Origin of the sequence: Bradyrhizobium sp. U87765 SZCCT0048 (assembly GCF_018131225.1) — a bacterium.
Lineage (GTDB): Bacteria > Pseudomonadota > Alphaproteobacteria > Rhizobiales > Xanthobacteraceae > Bradyrhizobium_A.
Genome location: NZ_JAFCMM010000007.1, coordinates 233,884 through 247,897 on the forward strand (window position 1 = coordinate 233,884; position 14,014 = coordinate 247,897).

Here is a 14,014-nt window from a genome sequence, read left to right on the forward strand (position 1 = left end):
GTCCATGTCATCGTACACGCCGCCGTCGTCGCAGCACCAGTTCCTGCTCGAGCAGGTGCTGGGTCTGCAGGACATCCTCGATCGTGGTGGTGGCGACGCCGATCTCGCGACCTGCCGCGGCGTGCTGGCGAGCGCCGGCCGCTTCGCCTCGGGCATTCTCGCGCCGCTCAATGCGGTCGGCGACCGGATCGGTGCGGTGTTCAGCGCCGGCGCGGTCGCCATGCCGCCGGGGTTCGCCGCGGCCTATGACGCCTACGTCCGGCAGGGATGGAGCTCGCTCAGCGCGCCTCCGGCGCTCGGCGGCCAGGGCTTGCCGCAGCTGCTGCAGGTCGCCGTGTCCGAGATGGTGATCGGCGCCTGCATGGCGTTCGCCATGCTGCCGCTGCAGCAGCGCGCCGCGGCGCGGCTGCTCGCCGCCCATGGCGACGGCGAGGGCAGCCGCCGCCTGCTGCCCGAGATCGTCGCCGGTCGCTGCGGGGCCACCATCGCGATGACCGAGGCCGATGCCGGCTCGGACGCCGGGCGCGGCCGTACCCGCGCGCTGCCGCGCGGCGATGGCCTGTTCGAGCTGCACGGCAGCAAGATGTTCATCAGCTATGGCGACCATGATCTCACCCGCCAGATCGCCCATGTCGTGCTGGCCCGCGAGGTCGATGGCGGCGAGGGTGGCCGGGGCATGGGGCTGTTCCTGGTGCGGAAGTGGCTCGATGACGACGGCCGCCAGCGCAACGCCGCCCATGTCACCGCCATCGAGCACAAGATGGGGCTCAAGGCGTCGCCGACCTGTGTGCTGACGCTCGACGGCGCCGTCGGCGAGCGCATCGGGCCGGCGGGCGCCGGGCTGCGGCTGATCTTCGCCATGATCACCGTGATGCGGCTCGAAGTCTCGCTGCATGGCGTGGCGATCGGCCAGGCCGCCTACGATCGCGCGCGGGCCTATGCCGACGAGCGCCGCCAGGGCTCCGATGCCGCCGGCCGTGGGCCGGTCGCGCTGATCGCCCATCCGGACGTGCGCCGCAACCTCGCCACCATGCGGGCGCGCCTCGACGCCACCCGTGCGCTGGTGTTCGAGGCGGCGCGCCAGTTCGACCTCGCGGAGCTGGCCGATGCCGGCGAGGCCGCGGAGGCGCGGGCGCTGGCCGAATTCCTGCTGCCGGTCTGCAAGGTCGCGGGCAGCGAAGCCGGCTTCGAGATCGCCAACCTCGCGATGCAGGTGTTCGGTGGCCATGGCTACATCGCCGACAACGGCATCGAGCAGTATGTCCGCGATGTCCGTGTCGCCTCGATCTTCGAAGGGGCCAACGGCATCCAGGCGATCGATCTCGTCACCCGCAAGCTGGTCGACGGCGACGGCGTGCGCTGGCAGGCGTTCGCGCGCCGTGTCCGCGCCGATCTCGCGACGCTCGCCGGCCATCGAAGCGCCGCCGATCTCGCGGTCGGCCTCAATGCGCTGGAGGATCTGGCGGTGGCCATGCGCGCACGCCTCGCGCGCGATCGCGCGCTGGCGCTCGCCGGGGCGACGCCGTTCCTGAACATGGTGGCGATGGTCGCGCTCGGCTGGATGTGGCTGCGCCTCGATGCTGCCGGCGCCGCCGACGTCGCGCCGGACCGCGAACTGCCCGACCTCTGCGACTTCTTCTTCAGCAACCTGTTTCCGCTGCAAGAGGTCTATCGCCGGCAGGCGTTCGACGAAGGGCCGTGGCGGCGCGCCTGATCGCCGCGGGCCAGTAGCCGGGGCGCTACGGCATAATCGTTATTGACGATAACGACTAATAAGATTAGCTATTATTACGAGGAAACAATCGCGGCCCGACCCGGCGCATGGCGGCGGGGACAGCGGCACGCAACGACGAAACGCACCAGAGTCCGGAGATGACCGTGCTGACCCTGCCGAGATCGCGATCCGTGTTCGCCAACGCCGGGTGCGACGTCGAGCCGACCGATGACGGCGGTTTCATCGCGCGCTGCGCGCTGCCCGAAGCGCCTTATCCCGACGGCGTGATCGAGGTGCTGCGGCAGCAGGCGGCGGAGGATCCCGGCCGGGTGCTGTTCCGGGAGTCGGCGCTGGAGGGCATTGTCGCGGAGTTGACGGTCGGCGACGCCTACGCGCTGGCGTGCCGCGTCGGCCGGACGCTGCGCGATCTCGGCGCGTCGGCCGAGCGGCCGGTAATGCTGCTGGCGGACAACTCCCTGCGCGCCGCCGTCGTCATCCTGGCCTGCTATGCCGCGCGCGTGCCGGTGGCGCCGGTGTCGCCGTCCTACTCCAGGATGTCCAGCGACTTCGCCAAGCTGCGCCATGTCGTCGAGGTGCTGACGCCATCGGTGGTCGTGCTCGACGACGGTGCGCTGCATACGGCCGCGCTCGCGGCGGCGCCATGGGGGGCGGCGCGCCTGGTCGCGCTGGAGCGGCCGCCGAGCGGCGCGCTGGCATGGGGCGATCTGCTCGGCCTTGCGCCCACCGCGGAGGAGGCGGCCGAGCGGTCAGACCCCGACGTGGTGGCCAAGATCCTGTTCACCTCGGGATCGACCGGCATGCCCAAGGGCGTCATCAACACCCAGCGCATGATGATGTCGAACCAGCAGGCGCTGGCGCAGGTGTGGTCCGGCGTGTTCGACCGGCCGCCGCGCCTCGTCGACTGGCTGCCGTGGAACCACACGTATGGCGGCAACCAGCAGTTCAACATGCCGATCGTGTTCGGCGGCTCGCTCACCATCGATCGCGGCCGGCCGACCCCGGCGGGCTTTGCGACCATGGTGGCGTCGATCAAGCGGACGCGGCCGACGATCTTCCTCAGCGTGCCGCGCGCGCTCGACCTGCTGGCCGACGAATTGCTGCAGGATCGCGCGCTGGCGCAGGCGCTGTTCGAAGACCTCGACCTGATCGGCTATGCCGGCGCGGCGCTGCCGCCGCCGGTGTCCGCCAGGCTCAAGGAGGCCGCGATGCGCACCGTCGGTCGCGATGTGCCGGTGGTCGGCCTGTGGGGCGCGACCGAGACCGCGCCGGTCGCGACCGCGGTGTATTTTGCCTCGTCCGAGCCGGCCAACATTGGCCTGCCGATTCCCGGCTTCGCCCTCAAGTTTACGCCTGATGGCGCCAAGCACGAATTGCGCGTCAAGGGCCCGGGCGTCACGCCCGGCTACTGGCGCCAGCCGGAGGCGACGCAGAAGGCGTTCGACGCCGACGGCTTCTATCGCATGGGCGACGCCGGCCGTCTGGTCGAGCCCGGCAACATCGACGCGGGCATCGTGTTCGATGGCCGCGTCGCGGAGAATTTCAAGCTCCTGTCAGGCACCTGGGTCAATGTGGGGGCGCTGCGGGTCAAGGTGATCGCGGCCTGCGTCGACGACATCGCCGACGTCGTCGTCACCGGCCACGACCGCGACGACATCGGCGTGCTGATCTTCCCGAAGGCGATGTCGATGGGGGCGGGCCATGCGACGGCGCAGGACGGCTGCCTGATCGATGCCGCGCAGGCGGCACGCATCCGCGCCGCGCTCGCCGCCTACAACCGCACCGCCGGCGGCAGCTCCAACCGCATCGCGCGGGCGCTGGTGCTCGCGGCGCCGCCCTCGATCGACGGCGGCGAGATCACCGACAAGGGCTACCTCAACCAGCGCGCGGTGCTGGAGGGGCGGGCCGCGCTGGTGCAGCGGCTCTATGCCGATCCGCCGATGGACGGCGTGATTGTCATCGAGAAGGGAGCCGCGCGTGCTTGACCGGGTCGAGATTCCCTATGGCGCCTACTGGTCGACGCCGTTCGCCAAGTGGCAGGGGCCGCTGGCCGGCCTGCACAGCATTCGCCTTGCGGCGCATGTCGCCGCCGCCGAACTGGCGCAGCGCGGCATCGCGCCGACGGCCTTCGATCATGCGGTGCTCGGCGTCACCATTCCGCAGTGGCGTGGCTTCTGGGGCGCGCAGTGGCTGATGAGCATGGTCGGCAACGCCGCCGTTGCCGGCCCGACGGTGGTGCAGGCGTGCCAGACCGGGCCGCGCAGCGTGATGGCGGCGGCGATGGAGATCGGTGCCGGGCTCGCCACCACGTCGCTGGTCGTGACCTGCGACCGGATGTCGAACGGCGCGTTCGTCACCTATCCAGGTGACGGCGGCTGGGGCGGGCTGCCGCAGACCGAGTCCTGGACCGTCGACAATTTTCTGGCGGCGCCGGACCGCGGCCATGCGGTGGTGCAGACCGCCGAGAATGTCGCGCGCCGCTGGCAGATCAGCCGCGAGGAGCAGCATGACGTCGTGCTGGTGCGCTACGCCCAGTACCAGGACGCGCTCGCCGATGATCGGGCGTTCCAGCGTCGCTACATGACGCTGCCCTTCGATGTGCCGGATGCGAAGTTCACGCGCAGCGTCGCGATGCTGGAGGGCGATGTTGGTGTGACGCAGACCTCGCGGGCAGCGATCGACCGTCTTGCGCCGGCGAATGCGGGTGGCACGGTGACCTATGCCAGCCAGACCCATCCCGCCGACGGCAACGCCGCTGTGGTCGTGACCACCGCGGAGCGCGCGGCGGAGCTCGCCACCGATCCGGCGATCCGGGTGCGCATTCGCGGCTTCGGCCAAGCCCGCGCCGAGCCGGCGATGATGCCGGCGGCGCCGGTGCCGGCGGCGCGGCGCGCGCTGGAGCAGGCGGGCCTCGACCTCGGCGCGATCACCGCGGTCAAGTCGCACAATCCGTTCGTCGTCAACGACATCGTGTTCGCGCGCGAGACAGGCTTTGCCGTCGAGCGCATGAACAATTTCGGCTCGTCGTTGGTGTTCGGTCATCCCCAGGGGCCGACCGGCACGCGGCTGCTGATCGAGCTGATCGAGGAACTGGCCCTCAAGGGCGGCGGTTACGGTCTCTATCACGGTTGCGCCGCCGGCGATGCCGGCGTGGCAATGGTCGTCGAGGTCGACGACAGGCCGCGCTGAGGCGCGGCGATCACTGAACGAGCGAGGTTGCTGATGATCTTCACTCCCTATGGCTGGCCCGAGCCCGACGATGCCGCCTATCTGGCGTCCACGGCCTTCCTCGACAGCGACAGCAGCGAGGTGCGCAATTTCGCGGCGGTCGTCGTCGGGTCGGAGACCGATCCGGTGCAGCGCGGTGTCAAGCTGTTCTACGCCGTGCGCGATGGCTTCCGCTACGACCCGTTCTCGATCTGGCTGAGCCCGGAGGCGTTCACCGCAAGCTCGGTGCTGCGCAAGGGCTACGGCTTCTGCATCACCAAGGCGGTGCTGCTGGCGGCGGCGGCGCGTGCCGCCGGCATCCCCGCGGCCGTCGGCCTCAGCGACGTCATCAATCACTTCACCTCGGACAAGCTGAAGGAAGCGATGGGCCATCGCGAGGTGTTCATTCACCACGGCTATGCGGCGCTCTATCTCGATGGCCGTTGGGTCAAGGCCGCGCCGGCCTTCAACATCGAACTGTGCCAGCGCTTCGGCGTGCCGCCGACCGAATTCGACGGCCGCTCCGACGCCGTGCTGCAGAAGTACGACGCCGACCACAACGTCCGGATGGAATACCTGCGCGATCACGGCTTCTGGTCGGACCTGCCGTTCAACCGGGTGAAGGACGACATGGAGGGGTATTACCCGCCGGGGTTCAACTATGGCGCCGGCGGCCCCGGCGGCGACCGCTTCTCCGCCGGCGCGGAGGCGCGGCGGTGATCGTTTGACGTGACGACGACGAAGCAAGGAGGACCACGAGAAAAATGAGTGGTCCCGCATGGAGGGGAAATCATCATGATCAGGACGTTGCTTGGAGCGGTCGCGCTGGTGCTGGCGACGGGGGCGGCGCATGCCGCCGACCAGTCGCCGCTGCGCATCGGCGTGCTCAACGATCTGTCGAGCGTCTATTCGGACTACCAGGGCATCGGGTCGGTGGTCGCCGCACAGATGGCGGTCGAGGACTATGGCGGCAAGGTCGCGGGCCGGCCCGTCGAGGTGCTGTCGGCCGATCACCAGATGAAGGCGGATGTCGGCGCGGCGATTGCGCGCCGCTGGTATGACAATGACAATGTCCAGTTGATCCTCGACGTGCCGAACTCGTCGGTGGCGCTCGCCGTCAACGAGATCACGCGCGAGAAGAACAAGGTGCTGATCGGCTCGGGGGCAGGGACGTCGCTGCTGACCGGCGAGAAGTGCACGCCCAACACCGTCCACTGGACCTACGACACCTGGGCGCTGGCCCATGGCGTCGCCAGGGCGGTGGTGCAGCAGGGTGGCAAGAAGTGGTTCTTCATCACCAGCGACTATGCCTTCGGCCACGACCTCGAGAAGCAGGCGGCCGATGTGGTCAAGGCCAATGGCGGCCAGGTCATCGGCTCGGTGCGCCATCCGCTTGGGACCTCCGACTATGCTTCGTTCATCCTGCAGGCGCAGGCGTCGGGCGCCGATGTCGTCGGTCTGGCGACGCCGGGCGGCGACCTCTCGAACCTTGTCAAGCAGGCCAACGAGTTCGGCCTTGGCAAGACGCATCGCCTGGTCGGTCTCATCTTCGCCATCAACAATGTCGAGTCGATCGGCGTGGCGAGCTCCCAGGGCGTCGTGGCGCTCAACGCCACCTACTGGGACCTCAACGACGCGACGCGGGCCTGGTCGCAGCGCTTCCAGGCGCGTCATCCGCGCAAGGCGATGCCGAATGACCAGCAGATGGGTGTCTACTCGGCGGTGCTTCACTATCTCAAGGCGGTGGAGAAGCTCGGCGGCGAAGCCAACGACGGCGCCCGCGTGGTGGCGCAGATGAAGCAGATGCCGACCGACGATCCGCTGTTCGGCAAGGGCGTCATTCGCGCCGACGGCCGCAAGATCCACCAGAACTACATCCTGCGGACCAAGAAGCCGGAAGACGTCAAGGGGGCGTGGGACTACTTCGACGTCATCGCCACCGTTCCGGCGGACGAGTCGTTCCGTCCGATGAGCGAGGGGCGCTGTCTGCTGGTGCAGTGATCCCGGTGCGTCGTTCCGGCGGGCGGCAACGCCCGGCCGGGACGGCGGCACGGCGGGGGCTCAGTCGAGATCGTAATGCCGCATCAGATCGTCGAGCGCGGCGACGAGTTCGGGAAAGCCGCTGGTCACGGCCTGCCTGATCTGGCGCTCCTGCTGCTCGACCTTGGCGTTGACCTTCTTCTGCAACTGCCGCCCCGATGGCGTCAGGTGCAGCGTGCGCAGCCGGCGGTCGTGCTCGGACAGGCGGCGGATCAGGTAGCCGCCCTTTTCGAGACGGTCGAGCGACAGCACCACGGCGGGCGGCTCGGCGCCGAGCAGGCCGGTGATCTCGTTCTGGTACAGGCCCGGATTGGCCTCGACCATGCACAGCGTCGCGAAGTCCATGATCCGCAGCTCGAACGGCCGCAGGATATCGTTGAGCTCGCCGATGACCGCCTGCTTGATCCGCCGGATCTTGTAGCCGACGAAGCGGTCCATCGGGTTGACGAGGTCGCGCCCCGGCGCGCGAGTCGCGGGCGCGACATTGTCGCCCTCGGCGGGCTGCACCTTGCGGGCCGGCGATTTCCGTGGGGGCACCTGATACCTCTCGCGTGATCTCTGGAGTCGAAGGCTTATCACGCCACATGATTACTTTACATAATCATTTATTAGAGTAATGAATCGGCGATCGAACGAAAACATGTCCCGGGATCCAAGCCACATGACCTCACGCGATATCGCCATCACCATCGACGAGGCCGTCGCCTGCCTGACGCTGGACAGGCCGCACAAGCGCAACGCCATTCGCGACGAAACCATCGAGGCGCTCGGCAGCTTCTTCGCCGCGCCACCGGCCGGCGTGCGGGCGGTGGTTCTTCGCGCCGCCGGCGACAATTTCTCCGCCGGTCTCGACCTCAGCGAGCACCGCGAGCGCGACGCCGCCGAGGTGATGCACCACTCCCAGATGTGGCATCGCGTGCTCAATGCCGTGCAGTTCAGCGGCCTGCCGGTGGTCGCCGTGCTCAAGGGCGCGGTGATCGGCGGCGGCCTCGAGATCGCCACGGCCTGCCACGTCCGCGTTGCGGAGGAGGGCGCCTACTACGCGCTGCCCGAAGCGGTGCGCGGCATCTATGTCGGCGGCGGCGCGTCGGTGCGCGTCGCGCGGCTGATCGGCCAGGGCCGCATGATCGAGATGATGCTCACCGGGCGGGTGCATGACACGCAGACCGGCCAGCAGCTCGGCATTTCGCACTACGTCGTTCCGCCCGGCGAGGGCGAGACGCTGGGGCTGTCGCTGGCGAAACAGATCGCCGCCAACGCGCCGCTGTCGAACTACGCCATTCTCAATGCCATCCCGCGCATTGCCGACATGGGCGCCAATGACGGCTTCTTCGTCGAATCGCTGATGGCCGCCGTGGTGCAGACGGGTGACGACGCGCGCCAGCGCCTCGGCGATTTCCTCGAAAAGCGCGCCGCGTCGCTCAAGCCCAGGCAGGCCGCGGCGTCCTGAAGCGGTTCTGCGCCGCACACGATCCGGTGCTCTGAAACAAGCCCCGCGGCATCGCCGCGGGGCTTTGTCGTTCGCTGCGCGGTTGTTGGTCGCGATAACAACTCCTAAAATTAGCATTGTTTAGAAGCTAATTTATGGTACGGTTTCTCCCAACAACGACAACAACGCTCACGGAGGGAAAAGCCATGTTTCTCTACAATGCCTGGTACGTTGCGGCGTGGAGCAGTGAGGTCGGGGCAAAGCCGCTTGGTCGCACGCTGCTCAACGAGCCGGTGGTGCTCTATCGCACCGGCGACGGCGGGGTTGCGGCGCTCGAGGATCGCTGCTGCCATCGCGGCATGCCGCTGTCCTGCGGCGCGGTGTTCGGCAACAACATCCGCTGCGAATATCACGGCATGGTGTTCGATCCCGCCGGCGGCTGTGTCGAGATCCCGGGACAGGCGATCATTCCGCGCAGCGCCCGGGTGCGCAGCTTTCCCGTCGCCGAGCGCGACGACCTGATCTGGATCTGGATGGGCGAGCCGGCGCTCGCCGACGTCGCGAAGATCCCGAGCTATCCCTGGCACAAGCTGTGGCCGTACAAGAGCAAGACCGAGCGCATCGACTGCAACTATCTGCTGCTGTCGGATAACCTGCTCGACCAGACCCACGGCGCGTACGTCCACAAGTCGACGCTGGCGAGCAATGTCGACGCCTATGAGCGCGCCGAGATGACCATCACCTCGACGCCCGATGGCGTGAAGTTCATCCGCTGGATGCTGAACTGCATGCCGCCGGGCATTTATGCCCGTGCGGTGCCATTCAAGGGGCGCGTGGACCGCTGGGGCGAGTTCGAATATGTCGCGCCGTCCTGCATCCTGCAGTTCACCGGCGCGCGCGATGTCGGCGAGGGCGCCTACGAGAACGACGCCCGCGACGGCGGCTTCGGCCTGCGGATCTTCTACGGCATCACGCCGGAAACCGAGCACACCAGCTGGTTCCTGTGGTCGACCGCCAACAGCTATCGCCAGGACGATCCGCACGCCACGGAGGAGCTGTTCGAGGAGATCGAGCGCGCCTTCAAGGAAGACGAGGATGTGCTGGTGGCGCAGTACGCCACGCTGCGCCGCCTCGGTGACCGGCCGCTGATCAACATCGCCTCCGACGGCGCGCGGGTGCAGGCGCGGCGGGCGCTGGAGCGCAAGATCGCGGAGGAGCGCGGCATCCCCCGCGAGGACGTGGTGACGCTGGCCTGACGGCCGGCGTCGCGTTCGATCCAGATTCGGCAGCCACGATTGGAGGGGTATCGTCATGATCACGTTCATGAAGCTTGCGGGTGTCTTCGTCATGCTGGGATGGCTTGTCGCGGGCGATGCGGAGGCCGCGGACAAGCCCGGCCCCGGCGTCAGCGACAGCGAGATCCTGATCGGCCAGACCAATCCCTACAGCGGGCCGCTGTCCGCCTATGGCACGCAGGGGCGGGCGCAGGCCGCGTTCTATCGCATGGTCAACGACCAGGGCGGCGTCAACGGCCGCAAGATCAAGCTGATCTCGCTCGACGACGCCTATTCGCCGCCGAAGACGGTCGAGCAGCATCGTCGCCTCGTCGAGAGCGACGAAGTGCTCGGCATCGTCGGCACGATGGGGACGCCGACCAACTCGGCGGTGGTGAAGTATCTCAACGCCAAGTCGGTGCCGCACATCTTTCTCGCCAGCGGCGCCTCGAAGTGGGGCGACACCAGGAGCTATCCCTGGACCATCGGCTGGTATCCGACCTACCGCTCCGAGGGGCAGATCTACGGCAGCTACATCCGCGACAACATGCGGGACGCGAAGATCGCCATCCTCGCGCAGAACGACGACTATGGCCGCGACTTCGTCGCCGGCTTCAAGGCCGGGCTAGGCGAGGCGGCGGACAAGCTGATCGTCAAGGAACTGAGCTACGAGGTTTCCGAGCCGACCGTCGATTCCCAGGTCATCACGCTGAAGGCGTCGGGCGCCAACGTGCTGTTCAGCGCGTCCACGGCGAAGGCGGCGGCGCAGGCGATCAAGAAGGCGGCGGAGCTCGACTGGCATCCGACTCATTTCCTGGTTCAGAACGCCAACTCGATCGCCACCGTGCTGACGCCGGCGGGTCTCGACAACGCCGTCGGCATCATCTCGACGGCCTATCTCAAGGACCCGGCGGACCCGCAATTCGCCGCCGATGCCGGCATGGCGTGGTACCGCAGCTTCATGAAGCAGTACTATCCCGAAGGCGACGTCAACGATCCGCAGAACGAGATCGCGGTCTCGATCGCGGCGACCTTCGTCCAGATCCTCAAGCAGTGCGGCGACGACCTGACGCGCGAGAACGTGATGCGTCAGGCCAACAGCCTCAAGGACCTGGAGCTGCCGCTGCTGCTGCCCGGCATCAAGTTGACCACCGGTCCGGCTGACCATTATCCGATCGAGCAGCTGCAACTGGTCAAGTTCGACGGCAAGACCTGGGACCGGTTCGGCACGGTGCTCAGCAGTCACTAGAACTGCAGGCGCGGCGGTCCGCACCATCACGGAGCTGGCCGCCGCCGCAGAACAGCTTGCTAACATAGCGGTTTTTCTTAGCTAATTTTGCGAAACCAGATGGATGGCGCTGGTCGCTGTCGCGGGCGCGGTGTATGCATCGATCAGATCACACAGGGGAAGATGCGCCGATTCTTTTCCTGCTGATGGATTCGCAGGGAAATACAGCCGATGCCCGCCACCAAGAGCCGATCGTCCAGTTCCCGCAGCACAGCGGCCTCCGCCGCCAAGCAGAAGGCGCTGCCGTTGCCGGCGCCATCGGGGCGGCCGCGATCGATGCCGCTGACGGTGTCGCGTCCGGAACTGCTGGTGCAGGGTTCGGACCGCGCGTTCCGCGCGCTGGTGCATGGCCTGTTCGGATTCTTCGCCCGTCACGAGGCGGTGCGCGCAGGTCACGGCGCCCGCATCGGCCTTGTCGGGATCGAGTACACGGTGCTGATCTCAATCGGGCATCTCTCCGCGGAGGAGGGCCAGGTCAGCGTCAACCGTCTCGCCGAGCATCTCTATCTCAGCGGCGCCTTCGTCACCACGCTCACCAACCAGTTGCTCAAGCACGGCCTCATCCACAAGACGCCGGATCCGGCCGACCGGCGGCGGGTGCTGCTGGAGATCTCGCAGGAGGGCTGGGCGCGGCTCGCCGAACTCGCGCCGGTGCAGCGCAAGGTCAACGACGTGCAGTTCGACTGCCTCAGCGCGGCCGAATTCCAGCAACTGCTCAGCATGGTCAATCGCCTGATCGAGAGCAGCAATCGCGCGCTCAGCCTGCAGACCTATTACGCCGGTGGCGGCGAGGGGGCGGAGCCGACCGGCGATCGTCCTGCGCGGCGGCGCAGCAAGCAGTCCCGCAAGATCGGCTGAGGCCCCGGCGCTCGCGGGCGGCCGGCGCCGGCTTTCCTGTCTTGCAATAGCTTCGAAAATTAGCTAATAAAACTTATTGTTTCAGGGAGGGGAGCGACAATGCATATCCGCAAGATCATCACCGTCGTCGACGAGGCGCGCAGCGAAGCCGGCATCGCGGCAACGCCGCCGCTGCGCAAGGTCGCGGCGGTCGCCATTGTCGGCAATCCGTTCGCTGGGCGTTACCAGAGCGATCTGTCGAGCCTCGTGACCGCGAGCGCTGCGCTCGGCGAGGAGGTTTCGGCGATCGCACTCGCGGCGCTCGGGCCGTATCCGGTCGAGAGCTACGGCAAGGGCGCGGTCATCGGCCTCGCCGGCGAGCAGGAGCATGGCGTGGCGCTGCTCACCACCGTGTTCGGCAATGTCATCCGCGCCACCGCCGGTGGCGGCAAGGCGTGGATCTCGTCGCTGACCAAGCGCGCCGCGCCGGGCGCCTCGATCGACGTGCCGCTGGCGCACAAGGACGCGCTCTACGTCCGCTCGCACTATGATGGCATCACGGTGGCGCTGCCGGATGCGCCGCTGCCGGACGAGATCGCCATCATCTGCGCCTACGCCAATCGCGGCCGTCTCAACCATCGCGTTGGCGGGCTTGCGAGCACGGAGATCCAGGGCCTCGACGGCCTCGTCTGAGCGCACCATCAACCGGGAGGAACAATCATGGCCATCAGCAAGAACGGCGCCGAGCACCTCGCATCGCTGCGCGACGGCCGCGCGGTCTTCATCGACGGCGAGCGTGTCGCCGACGTTACCACCCACCCCGCCTACCGCAACGCCGTGGCGTCGGCGGCGAGCCTCTACGACTTCCAGTCGGCGCCGGAAAATCTGGAACTGATGACGTTCGCGCCGGATGGCGGCAACCGCCGCATCAGCCGCGGCTGGCAGATTCCGCGCTCCCACGCGGAAATGGTCAGCCGCCGCAAGGCGCTGACCGCCTGGGCGGAATGCAGCTACGGCTTCATGGGGCGCTCGCCGGACCATCTGGCGTCGGCGCTGGTCGGCCAGCGCATGCGGCTCGACGTGTTCGAGCGCGGCGGCGCGGCGCGGGCGAAGGCCTTCGCCGACTATTTCGACTATGCCAGCAGCAACGACCTGTTCCTGACCTATGTCATCATCAATCCGCAGGCCAACCGCTCGAAGGACTGGGGCGACCAGGACGACGATCTCGTGGCGCGCATTGTCGATGAGGACACGACTGGCGTCACCATCCGCGGCGCCAAGATGATGGGCACCAGCTCGATCATGGCGAACGAGATCTTCGTCGCCAACCTGCAGCCGCTCAAGGCCGGGGAGGAGGCGCTGGCCTTCAGCTGCGCGCTGGAGATGAATGCGCGGGGGCTGCAGGTGATGTCGCGCAAATCCTACGAGGCGGCGGCGGTGTCGGTCTACGACAACCCGGTGTCGTCGCGCTATGACGAGAACGATGCGGTAATCTACTTCGACGACGTCAAGGTGCCGTGGGAGCGGCTGTTCGTCCATCGCAATGTCGATATCTGCCGCGCCCAGTTCCACGACACCCCCGGGCACATCTTCCAGAACTACCAGTCGCAGATCCGCCTTGTGGTGAAGCTCAAGTTCCTGGTCGGGCTGGCGCACCAACTGACCGAGGCGATCGGCACCTCGGCCATGCCGCAGGTGCGCGAGACGCTGGGACGTCTCGCCGCCGATGTCGGCATGGTGGAAGCGATGCTGCATGGCATGGAGGCGGCGGGCGAAGCCTGCGGCGACTACTGGGTGCCGAACCGCCATCATCTCTATTCGGCGCAGGTGGTGACCCAGGATCTCTATCCCCGGATGATCACCAAGATCCGCGAGCTCGCGGGCGGTGCGTTCATCATGCTGCCGTCGTCCTATCGCGACTTCGCCAACGAGACGCTGGCGCCGCTGATCCACAAGACCCAGCGCTCGGCCGCCCTCGATCCCGAGCAGAAGGTGCGCTTCCTCAAGGCGGCATGGGACGCGATCGGCTCGGAGTTCGGCTCGCGCCACACCCAGTACGAGATGTTTTACGCCGGCGCGCAGTTCGTCACCGCCGGGCACAGCTACCGCACCTTCGGCTGGGACAGCGCCACGGCGCTGGTGCGCCAGTTGATGGCGAGCGTGTCGCTCGACGCCCCTCAGGGCGCGGTGCGGCAGTAGGGCGGATC

The 14,014-nt window shown here is 67.7% G+C and carries 12 protein-coding genes; 11 read left to right on the plus strand and 1 reads right to left on the minus strand.

Annotation, left to right across the window (positions count from 1 at the left end; translation table 11 throughout):
* Positions 1-4 precede the first annotated feature (4 nt).
* The 5 genes from JQ639_RS33545 (at position 5) to JQ639_RS33565 (ending at position 6,940) form a co-directional block, all read left to right on the plus strand.
* Positions 5-1,714 carry an acyl-CoA dehydrogenase family protein gene (locus tag JQ639_RS33545; protein ID WP_211964554.1) on the plus strand — a complete coding sequence of 570 codons (1,710 nt, stop codon included), beginning with the start codon at positions 5-7 and terminating at the stop codon, positions 1,712-1,714.
* Positions 1,715-1,872: 158 nt separating this feature from the next.
* Positions 1,873-3,717 (plus strand): AMP-binding protein, encoded by a 1,845-nt coding sequence (locus tag JQ639_RS33550; protein ID WP_211964556.1) that lies wholly within the window; start codon positions 1,873-1,875, stop codon positions 3,715-3,717.
* On the plus strand, positions 3,710-4,921 hold the full coding sequence (locus JQ639_RS33555) for a thiolase family protein (protein ID WP_211964558.1): 1,212 nt from the start codon (positions 3,710-3,712) through the stop codon (positions 4,919-4,921). The genes JQ639_RS33550 and JQ639_RS33555 overlap by 8 nt, the downstream gene beginning before the upstream one ends.
* 33 nt (positions 4,922-4,954) lie before the next feature.
* Positions 4,955-5,659: a transglutaminase domain-containing protein gene (locus tag JQ639_RS33560; protein WP_211964560.1), complete on the plus strand. Its 705-nt coding sequence runs from the start codon at positions 4,955-4,957 to the stop codon at positions 5,657-5,659.
* Between the two features lie 75 nt (positions 5,660-5,734).
* Complete coding sequence (locus tag JQ639_RS33565; RefSeq protein WP_211964562.1) at positions 5,735-6,940, plus strand: ABC transporter substrate-binding protein; 1,206 nt, start codon at positions 5,735-5,737, stop codon at positions 6,938-6,940.
* A gap of 60 nt (positions 6,941-7,000) precedes the next feature.
* Here the strand turns inward: JQ639_RS33565 and JQ639_RS35750 are convergent, their stop codons facing one another.
* On the minus strand, positions 7,001-7,516 hold the full coding sequence (locus JQ639_RS35750) for a MarR family winged helix-turn-helix transcriptional regulator (RefSeq protein ID WP_211964564.1): 516 nt from the start codon (positions 7,514-7,516) through the stop codon (positions 7,001-7,003).
* Between the two features lie 124 nt (positions 7,517-7,640).
* Between JQ639_RS35750 and JQ639_RS33575 the strand changes: the two genes are divergently transcribed.
* From JQ639_RS33575 to JQ639_RS33600, 6 genes are all read left to right on the plus strand, one after another.
* Complete coding sequence (locus tag JQ639_RS33575; protein WP_211964566.1) at positions 7,641-8,429, plus strand: crotonase/enoyl-CoA hydratase family protein; 789 nt, start codon at positions 7,641-7,643, stop codon at positions 8,427-8,429.
* Between the two features lie 185 nt (positions 8,430-8,614).
* Complete coding sequence (locus tag JQ639_RS33580) at positions 8,615-9,664, plus strand: aromatic ring-hydroxylating dioxygenase subunit alpha (protein ID WP_211964568.1); 1,050 nt, start codon at positions 8,615-8,617, stop codon at positions 9,662-9,664.
* A 55-nt stretch (positions 9,665-9,719) separates the two neighbouring features.
* A complete protein-coding gene (locus JQ639_RS33585) occupies positions 9,720-10,931 on the plus strand; it encodes an ABC transporter substrate-binding protein (RefSeq protein ID WP_211964570.1) in 1,212 nt (403 codons plus the stop codon).
* A 210-nt stretch (positions 10,932-11,141) separates the two neighbouring features.
* A complete protein-coding gene (locus JQ639_RS33590) occupies positions 11,142-11,828 on the plus strand; it encodes a MarR family winged helix-turn-helix transcriptional regulator (protein ID WP_211964572.1) in 687 nt (228 codons plus the stop codon).
* 99 nt (positions 11,829-11,927) lie between these two features.
* Complete coding sequence (locus tag JQ639_RS33595) at positions 11,928-12,500, plus strand: amino acid synthesis family protein (RefSeq protein WP_211964574.1); 573 nt, start codon at positions 11,928-11,930, stop codon at positions 12,498-12,500.
* Between the two features lie 27 nt (positions 12,501-12,527).
* A complete protein-coding gene (locus JQ639_RS33600) occupies positions 12,528-14,006 on the plus strand; it encodes a 4-hydroxyphenylacetate 3-hydroxylase family protein (RefSeq protein ID WP_249122891.1) in 1,479 nt (492 codons plus the stop codon).
* Positions 14,007-14,014 lie beyond the last annotated feature (8 nt).

Bases quoted from the DNA above. Each gene is read 5' to 3' on its own strand.
- JQ639_RS33545 (WP_211964554.1), top strand. From the start codon at position 5: ATGTCATCGTACACGCCGCCGTCGTCGCAGCACCAGTTCCTGCTCGAG.
- JQ639_RS33550 (WP_211964556.1), top strand. From the start codon at position 1,873: ATGACCGTGCTGACCCTGCCGAGATCGCGATCCGTGTTCGCCAACGCC.
- JQ639_RS33560 (WP_211964560.1), top strand. From the start codon at position 4,955: ATGATCTTCACTCCCTATGGCTGGCCCGAGCCCGACGATGCCGCCTAT.
- JQ639_RS33565 (WP_211964562.1), top strand. From the start codon at position 5,735: ATGATCAGGACGTTGCTTGGAGCGGTCGCGCTGGTGCTGGCGACGGGG.
- JQ639_RS33575 (WP_211964566.1), top strand. From the start codon at position 7,641: ATGACCTCACGCGATATCGCCATCACCATCGACGAGGCCGTCGCCTGC.
- JQ639_RS33580 (WP_211964568.1), top strand. From the start codon at position 8,615: ATGTTTCTCTACAATGCCTGGTACGTTGCGGCGTGGAGCAGTGAGGTC.
- JQ639_RS33585 (WP_211964570.1), top strand. From the start codon at position 9,720: ATGATCACGTTCATGAAGCTTGCGGGTGTCTTCGTCATGCTGGGATGG.
- JQ639_RS33590 (WP_211964572.1), top strand. From the start codon at position 11,142: ATGCCCGCCACCAAGAGCCGATCGTCCAGTTCCCGCAGCACAGCGGCC.
- JQ639_RS33595 (WP_211964574.1), top strand. From the start codon at position 11,928: ATGCATATCCGCAAGATCATCACCGTCGTCGACGAGGCGCGCAGCGAA.
- JQ639_RS33600 (WP_249122891.1), top strand. From the start codon at position 12,528: ATGGCCATCAGCAAGAACGGCGCCGAGCACCTCGCATCGCTGCGCGAC.